This window comes from Acinetobacter sp. NBRC 100985, from assembly GCF_000241225.1.
Lineage (GTDB): Bacteria > Pseudomonadota > Gammaproteobacteria > Pseudomonadales > Moraxellaceae > Acinetobacter > Acinetobacter venetianus.
Genome location: NZ_BAEB01000028.1, coordinates 131,670 through 140,040, shown reverse-complemented (window position 1 = coordinate 140,040; position 8,371 = coordinate 131,670). Strand labels below are relative to the sequence as shown.

The 8,371-nt window shown below is 38.1% G+C and carries 6 protein-coding genes, 2 tRNA genes and 1 pseudogene; 3 read left to right on the top strand and 6 right to left on the bottom strand.

All coding sequences use genetic code 11. From position 1 onward, the window contains the following. Nucleotides 1-20: 20 nt before the first annotated feature. Nucleotides 21-302, bottom strand: a complete 282-nt coding sequence (locus ACT4_RS11515) for an Arc family DNA-binding protein (protein ID WP_007482441.1) — start codon at nt 300-302, stop codon at nt 21-23. Between the two features lie 146 nt (nt 303-448). Here ACT4_RS11515 and ACT4_RS11510 point away from each other — a divergent pair, with 146 nt between their 5' ends. Then, entirely contained in the window at nt 449-1,243 is a 795-nt protein-coding gene (locus ACT4_RS11510; RefSeq protein ID WP_007482440.1) for a BRO family protein, read from the top strand. A 7-nt stretch (nt 1,244-1,250) separates the two neighbouring features. Here the strand turns inward: ACT4_RS11510 and ACT4_RS17320 are convergent. After that, nucleotides 1,251-1,334: transfer RNA gene (locus ACT4_RS17320), tRNA-Leu, on the bottom strand. A gap of 23 nt (nt 1,335-1,357) precedes the next feature. After that, entirely contained in the window at nt 1,358-2,599 is a 1,242-nt protein-coding gene (locus ACT4_RS11505; protein ID WP_007482438.1) for a site-specific integrase, read from the bottom strand. Between the two features lie 161 nt (nt 2,600-2,760). Between ACT4_RS11505 and ACT4_RS11500 the strand changes: the two genes are divergently transcribed. Beyond that, nucleotides 2,761-2,837 (top strand) — tRNA-Ile (locus tag ACT4_RS11500). Nucleotides 2,838-2,961: 124 nt separating this feature from the next. On the opposite strand, the pseudogene ACT4_RS17630 reads toward ACT4_RS11500, so the two are convergent. Then, a pseudogene (locus ACT4_RS17630) lies at nt 2,962-3,445 on the bottom strand (type I restriction enzyme endonuclease domain-containing protein); the annotation flags it as partial. A 106-nt stretch (nt 3,446-3,551) separates the two neighbouring features. On the opposite strand from ACT4_RS17630, the gene ACT4_RS11490 reads away from it, so the two are divergent. Next, nucleotides 3,552-3,899, top strand: coding sequence for a hypothetical protein (locus ACT4_RS11490; protein ID WP_007482433.1), 348 nt, complete (start codon nt 3,552-3,554; stop codon nt 3,897-3,899). Between the two features lie 223 nt (nt 3,900-4,122). Here ACT4_RS11490 and ACT4_RS11485 read toward each other — a convergent pair whose 3' ends face one another. Both ACT4_RS11485 and ACT4_RS11480 read right to left on the bottom strand, forming a co-directional pair. Further along, complete coding sequence (locus tag ACT4_RS11485; protein ID WP_007482431.1) at nt 4,123-5,226, bottom strand: FAD-dependent monooxygenase; 1,104 nt, start codon at nt 5,224-5,226, stop codon at nt 4,123-4,125. Continuing rightward, nucleotides 5,227-8,253 carry a LodA/GoxA family CTQ-dependent oxidase gene (locus ACT4_RS11480; RefSeq protein ID WP_007482430.1) on the bottom strand — a complete coding sequence of 1,009 codons (3,027 nt, stop codon included), beginning with the start codon at nt 8,251-8,253 and terminating at the stop codon, nt 5,227-5,229. Between the last annotated feature and the right edge of the window lie 118 nt (nt 8,254-8,371).

The following is an 8,371-nucleotide window of genomic DNA, read 5'->3' as shown; positions in this document are numbered from 1 at the left end:
CCCCCAAAAACTAACTAAACTTAGGTTTCTCCACTTTTTTTTGAAAATTCTTTTGCGCGCGCGATTTCTTCACGAGTAAGGCTTAAAGAATTTTTCTCCAATTTTTTCATAACTACAGCTAAAAGTTCTTCTAGCGGAACTTCATCTAACTTGTTAAAACTTTTTTGCTCAAAACTTTCTTCCAATCGCGCAACAATATCTGCATTCATAGAGCGATTCAGCTCTTTAGCTGACTCTGCAATTTTATCTTTTAGTTCTTGCGGTAAACGCAAATTATAAGCAACACCTAAATGTTTACCCATGACATATTCCTAAGAAATTCTGTTGACATGGTATCAAGTGGACATATATATTTGCAATATGTCCAGTGGACATTACTTTGTAAAAAATGCCCCGAAGAATCTTGGCGGATCGCGGGGCACTTACCAATACCTATGGAGATATTGATATGGCTAGTTTATCACTAACTTTCCATGAAACAACTTTTAATATTGTAGAGTGTGATCAGCAGGCGTGGATTACTTCTCGTGAGCTTGGTCAAGCTTTAGGGTATGCGAGAGATGATGCAGTTAATAAAATATATGAGCGTAATTTAGATGAGTTCTCATACCAAATGACCCGTAACGTCAAAATGACGTTGCAGGGTCAACAGCGAGAAGTTAGAGTTTTTTCATTACGTGGATGTCATTTGATTGCTATGTTTGCAAAGACCACTGTAGCAAAAGAATTCCGCAAATGGGTTTTAGATATTTTGGATAGGGAAGTACAACCTAAAACAAAGAATCATAAAACTGAACGTGTGGTTTTAAACGATGCTGTAAATATGCTTGTAGCAAAGACTAAACACCTTAACTTTTCCGATGCCTACAAACTTATACACCAACGCTTTAATGTAAATGGTATAGATGAGATATCACTTGATCAGATTCCTATAGCGGTTGAGTACGTCCATCATCTGATTGCATTGTTCAGTGCAGATAACCAACCCAATGCGATGAACGTCAGAGCGATGGCAATGCATCTGGTATGGCTAAGTGGGTGGTGGAGGCAGTTTGGTACAGCAGTTAGAGGAATTAATCCTCACATGAGTTCTGCAATCCATGATCATTTCAATGATGGCGGATTTGTCGCATGGACATTTATTGAAAAAGAAAAACAGGCGGATTTAAGAAAGAGGATAGAAACATATCCTTGGCATTTAGCCGCTATGGATCGATATCATTTATTAAATAATCATTCTTAGTCTTTGATGGAGATGACGGGAGTTGAACCCGCGTCCGCAAAACCGCTTTTCAAAAACGGTTTTATTTACTTTTTAGATTTAACAATTTTCCTTTCAAACCAAACTGCCATTCCATCATATATTAGAATGGTTCTGCATATGTTTACCTAAAACAATTTCTTCTATCTCATTCATAGCGGCCCGTAGCTTTTTATCGCTGACTTGTACATATCCAGCTGTTACGTCTCGATCATCTTCTTCTTTATGATTTAGCAGTTTTTTGATCGTATATTTCCCATAATCTAAACCTTCAGCAATTGAGTCGAACGTTCTACGAAGATCATGGAAAGTGAAAGGTATACCGCAGCTCTCGTTGATTTTATTCCGCACTTTAGAAATATTTGTAATATGGCCAGAAACTGATTTTGCAGAAGGGAAGACCCATTCAGTATTTATAACTGCTCTTCGTTTTCTCATCATTGCCCATAAATAATCGCCCATAGGTAATGTATGCGGCTCATTGTTTTTGGGATCTATTGAAGTGATAAAGCCGTATTTAAGATCAATTGCAGACCAAGCGAGTGATTCACATTCTTCTCGTCTAAAGCCAGTCAAAATCAAGGTGAGCAGGAAATCTTTGTTAGTCTCAAGTTTTTGACCACGATCTTGAAAATTTAATACAGCGTTAATCCAGTCAGGTAATTTATCTTCATTAATATATGTTTTTCTTCTTTTAATTTTATTCCAAGCTTTTTTTGCAGTTAGCGTACGCACAGGATTGATAGGTGGAAGAATTGGATTCTCATCATCATCTAAATAATGTTCTATTGAGAAATTATAAATCGCGCGAAAAACTCGCATCACCATATTTGCTTGAGCCTTACTGCGTTCGGATAATTCTTTATGTTTATCCTGAATCATCTTGCGGTTGATATCTTTTAATTTGATATCTTTCCAATCAGATAAGTAGCCATTAATAACGTCGCTATAGTCATCAAGTGTACGTTGTTTTAGCTCTCGCTCATCAATATAAACACTGTAGGCTTCAAAGAGAGTAGGTTGCTGCTGCTTTACTTGATAGAGCTTCTCAGCGTCCGTAATACGATCCTTTTTCTTTTCATTAAGATTTACACCTTTCGTCATTTCAAGTAGGGCTTCTTGTGCCAATACTTTTGCTTGAGCAAGTGTTATTTGACCGTGAATACCCAAAGTAGACCGAGTAGACCTGCCATTAACCTTTTTCTCAACGATATATGTTTTATATGAGGTATTAACCCGTACAGCAAAACCAATTAACTCACTATCACGAAAAATAGCAGGTTTTAGTTCGAGTTGATCAATAAATGACTTTGTAAGCTTTACTCGGTTTGCTGACATGGGCTAGAATCCGCTAGGCTTGACAATATATAGCTACATATTACAGTAATTTCTGCGGTCTACTATGGGTCTACTCAAGAAATAACTTGTAATTAAATTTGAATTTAGCTAATATTGGTCTCAAGCTGAATTGTAGTGAATACAATAAGTTACAAAGTATAGGGCCTATAGCTCAGTTGGTTAGAGCAGCGGACTCATAATCCGTTGGTCCCGTGTTCAAGTCACGGTGGGCCCACCATATATCAAACCCTCTAAACCATGAGTTTAGAGGGTTTTTCAATGTCGAAAATAAGAAAAAGAGTTTAGACCAACGGTCAATTTGATGGTTCATCAGTTCAAAAGTCCGATGGACCAATTTATGGTCAAACCTCTTCTAGATTCGACATTTCCGCAAGTTTATTTGCTAATTGTTCGGCCTGTTCTATAACCGTTTCAGTCGCTAATAGTGCCATATCGGGTGAGTAGCCATATTTTTTAGCAACCATTTCACAATTACTCTTAACTTTGCACGTGCTGCTTCTTTAATTGTCCAATCCATCGTGACATTTTGGCGAATGGATTCAGTAAGTACCATTGCAAGCTCTCTAAGGATATCTTTTTGCCTGAGTTCTCTTGCACTGTCATTTTCAGCGACAGCAGAGTAAAAGGCATACTCGTATTCAGTTAGATTGATTTCGGCAGTAAGTAAGCTTGTCAGACTCCAGAATGGTCTTTGCAAGCTTGATGAGTTCATCAATCACTTCAGCAGCAGTAAATATTTATTCTAATTTTAATGGCAGTACTTAGCATATCCACGAGCTTCTTGCTTTGGGTTACGCTAGGTTGACCTCTTATTTTGATTTCATCAGTTTATTGATTTTAAATTATCGAATTTTTGTTCATTGTTAAATTATAATGGCTATTAATTAGTTTAAAATTGATCAGAAAAACAAACAGTTCGGATCTGTAGTTAATGAATAGACTTTATATTATTTTAGGTGGTGTAGTCCTTTTAATGATCGTGATTGTTTGGAAAACAAATTCTGAACGGATAGCGCGAGAACAAGAATATCAACAAAAAGCTGTACAACATATGCAAAAAATGGCTGAACTTGAAACTGAACGCCGAGCGAAACTAGCTCAGGAAGCTATCGATAGAGAAAGAAAAGAGCGACAACGTATAGATGAAAATGCTAAGGCTAAACTTGAATCAGAAAAATACATGCAATATGAACGGCAAGCTGAAGAAGATGGATATTCAGAAAATCAGCATTTAATGGAACAGGAATCTTTAAGATATTTCTATGATTCTGATTATTAATATTTAGAAATAGCTGATTTAGCCTTAATTAGGTAAGAACCATTTCGGTATGGTTTTAAGAAGTTTTAGAATTTTTTCAGAATCTATGCTCTAAAATAAGTTTAGATTAATGAAATAATTGTTTTAAGTTTGATTGTCGTTTAACAAGAATTTGATAGCGAAAGTAGGCTCTAATGCTCAAAATACAACTGAAAAGATTGTTGCATGAGCCTTATATCATTCGTCATTGATAATACTGATGTACTTTCCAAAAAGCACTATCTAACCATCGTTGTTCCTCTTTATATAATGAATATCTTCGGTGTTCATATACTTTAATAATCTTTTGGAATTCTTTTAAATAATTGCTTTCTAGCATTATTTTTTGCTCAGCAGATAAAATATGTTCAGAAGCTTTTATTACAGTATAAATTGCATTGAATAGGCCTTGTCCTGCGATTGGATCAAAAGCCAATAACGCATCACCACAAGCAACCCAACCTTCACCAAAGCTATTGGATGACCATGTTGTGCGGACATCATGAGTGTAAATATCAGCGCTTAACTCTAATTGACCTAGAAGAACCGTAATACCACTTTTTTTATTAATTACATCATCCCAATGCGATGCATGATTCCTTAGATTAAATGCAAACTTAGGAAGAGTATGAAAACCTAATACCCATTTTCCCTCAGAGATTTTTCCTGCATATAACCATCCACTTTCATTGGATGAAATTATTGTTTTATTCAGTGATATGTTTTTCTCAGGTACACAGGTACGATAAAGGGCTACTAAAGGAGCTCCTCGATACCGTTGAACACCTAGTAATTTAAGAATCTTAGCGCTGCGGCCTGTCGCATCGATAATCCATTTTGAAGTAATAAGCATTTTACCGTCTAAGGTAATTTTCCATAGACCATTCTGTTTGGTTAAATTTGTGATATTCGCGTTCAGATGTGTAATGTTTTTCAGTTGAATATATTGTTTTAAGAGCGTATCAAATTGTTGACGATCAATTCGAAGACCTAAGCCATAAGGATCATGAATAGCATCTGTTATAGATGCTTGTTCAGTTCCCCAAAAAGCCATATTTCCTGTGACTTTTGGGGGAAAAGAATTATCGCCATTTGAAGTATTGTGTAGTGTTTCGACCAGTTCTTTAAGACCTAACTTCAGAAGTAGTCGAATTGCTGCCCCAGCTAATGTTTCACCAAATTTATGCATTTGATGATTTGGGCTACCAATTAACATAACTGACAGCCCAGCTAAAGCGAGCTGTCTTGCTGCAATCATACCAGCAGGGCCGTTACCAGCTACGCACACATCACAATCATAATTGAGCATTTAACGTTTCTGAACTCTTACTGCTCTAAACGCGAGCAGTTGTTCATGACTAGCCCAGCCCGCTTTATCAAGATTTGTCAGTGGTTCAGTGCTACTTTCGAGTAAATGTGTTGCATATTCAGCAGCAGCTTTTAATTTTCCTGCTATTAACGTTTCAACATATAGATATTCGGGAATATCTGGATCATCTTTAATACCTTCACGAACCTCAACAATACCAAGTTCATTGAAGTGTGCAACCATACGCATCATAACGTCTGCCGTATTTGCATCTTGAATGGCTCTTAACCAACTACGTCGTTGATTAAAGGCTGCAATCCGTTCTTCTCTAGGCAAATCTAGATTAATAACCTTTTGATAATCTTGTTCTGTTAACACTTGATTGGGAACACGGGCAGCCCAGAATGTAGGTAGATAAGGATCAAAGTCGGGATCGTAGCCCGAACGGCAGAATGCTGTATCTCCTTGCCAAGGAATTGCCATCCAACGAGTGATACTTCCTGGTATTTGAGCATAAAGTGGCCCATCTACTTGTTGAACTTTGATCGGAGTCATCGTAGCACCATAATCTGGTTCAGGATCAGAATCTGAACGTCGTCTGATTCTAAAAGGGGAACTATACATACTGGCATGACGCATTGGCCATGTCATTTCACATCCAGGATGGAAAGTGTCAGCTAGACAATAATGCAATGCTGCCTTATCGAGCGTATGTGGTTGATCTTTTAGTGGAACTTGGTCAAAAGAGCTGAAGCCTTTTGGCTCTTGATCTGTCCAATCATCAATGAAGTTCCCTTCAACCCAATGACGTAGTAAGCCTTCTTGTAGTCCAGTCATGGTCAACATATTACCTGTACCATTTTCTGGAAAACTGCCAAAAGCATCACCATAAATCCAAGGCCAAATATGTGGCCATTGAACTGGCTCTGCTACAACTGGTCTTGATGGTCTGAAGTTATGAAAGATTGCTCGGCGAAGTTCGCTATAAGGATCTGCTTGATTTAGATCTTTGGGTTTGTATGACAACTTGGCGAGTAACTGCGGATTGCTAAAATCCATAGGGCAGCCCTTACCAAAATAGGCTGCAAAACCTTTATTCACCCATTGCAGCCCGCCCAAACGATTTAATAATGGCAAAATATCATGGGTAAATGATGGTTTTTCTGGCATTGTCATCCAGCCAGCATTTACGTATACATCGCACATTAAGTCATACATCGTACGCCAACTGACGACATCGGGTGCATAATTGGGTGGTGCGACAACAACCCAAGCAGATTCAACAGGGATACTTACGCCATTGATTTTTACGGTCGCATCAACAGTACCATCTGAGGTGTCATCGTACCAATCATTTGCATTATTAAAGCTTGGCGGATTATCTGGATCGAATACTGGTGCATTGGTTGGTGATGCAGACTTTCCATGGCCACCTAAAAATAATAGTCGCCCATTTTCATCAGTTTGTATTTCACCTAAGGGCACAGTAACAGGCTGATCAGATGCAGCTTGAAATGTTCCTGTATCAAAGCGATGCTCAGCACCACCTGAAATATTTCGACCACAAATACTTCTTGGACCTGGATCAATTGCTAATTTAATTCGATTTTCTGCTTTGACTTTAGGGTTGCGTAAAGCAAATGCATTGTCTGGTGCATTGACAGCCTCAGGGATATCTAGCGCATATTGAAACTCATACCATTGAGATTTGCGGTTGGCGACATGCACGGTCCAAATGATATCTGCATTATCTGGGGTCAGTTCACGGACAACTTCACCAGCTGCATTGTATCCATAGAGTCGAAAACGAGCCGCTTGTCTTTTAATAGCGCCCGTTGAGTCTCGGTAAAAATTTGGTTGCTGATTAAGATCAGCAGGGGCATCAACTATTTCAGGCCCAATGAAAAACTCATTTTCACTATCACCTACTCGAGCAATACCAATCGCAGGATGTACTGCTGCTCGGACAATATGAGTATCGACACAGGCAGCAGGTGAAATAAGTGGACGAGGGGAGTTTGGTTCACCTAAAGGTATTCCATTTACATTACGTCTTAATTCAGCAGAAGCTGCATAAACCACACGCCTAGCATCGGCAATAGAACCAACAGGTTCATGATCGGCTGTTACGCGCCATATGTTCATGGCAAGATTTTCACCATACTCAGCTTGACCGCGAGCTTCTATATCTTGAATAGGGATAACAATATCAGCGACATGAATAGGTGGGCTCAAATCTTCTGACCAGACAACAGTTGCTTGATCTAATGGCATTTGGTCTGGATCAGTTCTTAATTGAATCATAAAGCGGAATCGTGCTTCTGATTTTTTTAACCGAGCAACTAAATCTGCACCTAAATAAGAAGGGTCATTGGGAGAGTGATTTGGTGGATCAAGATAAAAGTTGGGTTCTAATTTATATTTAACGAATTGGCTCTCACCAAATTTAAAAGGTAAGCCGCTCCAATATGCCGAAGATAAAACACTTGCAACTGGTTTTGCCATTGCATTAAGTAATTCAGAGGTTTTTGGATGATCTTTTAAGTAGGGATCATAGTTGCCATCAACAACGCCAGCCTTCGTGAATTCACACATGTCTTTAGCCGTATCGACGAAGAATGCATCGAAGTTCTGCATGAGGAAGTCAAAAGTACCTGCATCGGGATTTCCTAGTAGCTTTTTACCATCAACTTCAAATAGTTTAATGCCTACCCCTAAAGTAGATTTGAAATCAGTACTGGTAGGCGTAGTATCTGATGAGAATCGAATCCATGTTGGATAGCGCTTACCTAAATGAGCAAATAATCCAATACGTAAGTTTTCTGGTAAATCTTCTCGAATAATAAATTCAGCAGCAGCTATGCCATGTGGTTTTAAAAAAACAGGTCGCATAGCAGGGCACTGACCTTTGCCGATTCTCCCCGCTTGTACCATATCGACAAACATTGTTTTTAGCGATTCGATGGGATCAGTACTGCAATCAACACAAATTTTATTTGTGGGTGAGTCTGAATTCATATGATCCATTTTTTGTCCTTATTATTTTAAAGTTTTTTAATTTTTACAACGGATATAAAACTATAGAAAATAAAATGTCTGGTCAATATTTATGCTTAAATTTATTTTTATAAATGAATGTATTTTA

Excerpts from the sequence above, each read along its gene's own strand:
- ACT4_RS11515 (WP_007482441.1), bottom strand. The coding sequence starts at position 302 with ATGGGTAAACATTTAGGTGTTGCTTATAATTTGCGTTTACCGCAAGAA.
- ACT4_RS11510 (WP_007482440.1), top strand. The coding sequence starts at position 449 with ATGGCTAGTTTATCACTAACTTTCCATGAAACAACTTTTAATATTGTA.
- ACT4_RS11505 (WP_007482438.1), bottom strand. The coding sequence starts at position 2,599 with ATGTCAGCAAACCGAGTAAAGCTTACAAAGTCATTTATTGATCAACTC.
- ACT4_RS11490 (WP_007482433.1), top strand. The coding sequence starts at position 3,552 with ATGAATAGACTTTATATTATTTTAGGTGGTGTAGTCCTTTTAATGATC.
- ACT4_RS11485 (WP_007482431.1), bottom strand. The coding sequence starts at position 5,226 with ATGCTCAATTATGATTGTGATGTGTGCGTAGCTGGTAACGGCCCTGCT.
- ACT4_RS11480 (WP_007482430.1), bottom strand. The coding sequence starts at position 8,253 with ATGGATCATATGAATTCAGACTCACCCACAAATAAAATTTGTGTTGAT.